Here is a 1069-nt window from a genome sequence, read left to right as displayed (position 1 = left end):
AGCACCACGCCGACGACCAGCGCCAGCCAGATGCCGTCCCGCCCGACGCCGTATGCATCCGCCATCCGGCCGGCGCCCAGCAGCCGCGCCACCGCCGGCGTGGTGGAGTAGGCGAGGAAGATCATCAGTCCGACGACGGTCTGCACCACGGTGGCGGCCAGCCCCATTCCGGCCAGTTCCGCCACCCCGAGGTGTCCCACGATGGCCGAATCGGCCGCCAGGAACAGCGGCTCGGCGATCAAGGCGCCGAAGGCGGGGATGGCGAGTGCAAGGATTTGACGGTTCAGGCTCCGTCCCTGCCGCTGCTCGGCGGTCTTCTCCGGGTTCACGCCCACCAGCTTAGGCGCCTTGCAGCCCGAATTCCGGCGTGACGAACCGGCAGCGCGGCCCTGGAGCTTTTAGCCACCGTGCATGCATTATGCATGCACTTGTACAAGGCTTCCTGGCGCTCCCGTTATCCGGCGCCTCGCGCACGCAGGGCGAGCACCGCCGTCGTACCGGCGATGACGGCGAGCGCGGCGGTAAACGCGACGACGCCGGTCCAGCCGAACCGACCGAAGAAGAGGCCGCCGGCCCAGCCGAGCAGGCTGGACCCGGCGTAGTAGAAGAGGTTGTAGAGGCTGGACGCCTGGGCCGCGCCGACCGTCGCCAGCCGCGGCGTCCAGCCCGACGCGACCGAATGCGCGGCGAAGAATCCGGCCGTGAATACCACCAGCCCCAGCAGGATCAGCGCGAGCGAATCGGCGAGGGTGACCGCCAGCCCGGCAATGCTGACCACGATCCCGCCCAGCAGCACGGGCAACCGGCCGGTCCGCGCCGTCAGGCCGCCGGCCACCCGGGAACTCACGGTGCCGGCCAGATAGGCCAGGAACAGCAGGGAGGCCAGCGACGCGGGCAGGGAAAACGGCGGCGCCTCCAACCGGAAGCCCAGATAGTTGTAGACGGCGACGAATCCGCCCATCAGCAGGAATCCCTGGGCATAGAGCGCCAGCAGCGGCGCCGAGCGCAGGTTCGCCAGGATCCGCTGCCCCAGCCCGGGCCCCTGCCCGCGCACGATCGGCCGGAAACC

At 70.3% G+C, this 1069-nt stretch carries 2 protein-coding genes; both read right to left on the bottom strand.

Annotated features, from left to right (window positions below):
• On the bottom strand, positions 1–329 hold a 329-nt coding region (locus AC5RUJ_RS17025), incomplete at its 3' end, for an MATE family efflux transporter (RefSeq protein WP_494156336.1).
• A 125-nt stretch (positions 330–454) separates the two neighbouring features.
• On the bottom strand, positions 455–1069 hold a 615-nt coding region (locus AC5RUJ_RS17020; RefSeq protein WP_494156335.1), incomplete at its 5' end, for an MFS transporter.

The organism is Arthrobacter sp. Y3223164 (assembly GCF_059091005.1).
Note: the sequence above shows the minus strand (reverse complement) of the source record. Positions and strands in the feature narration are given on the sequence as shown.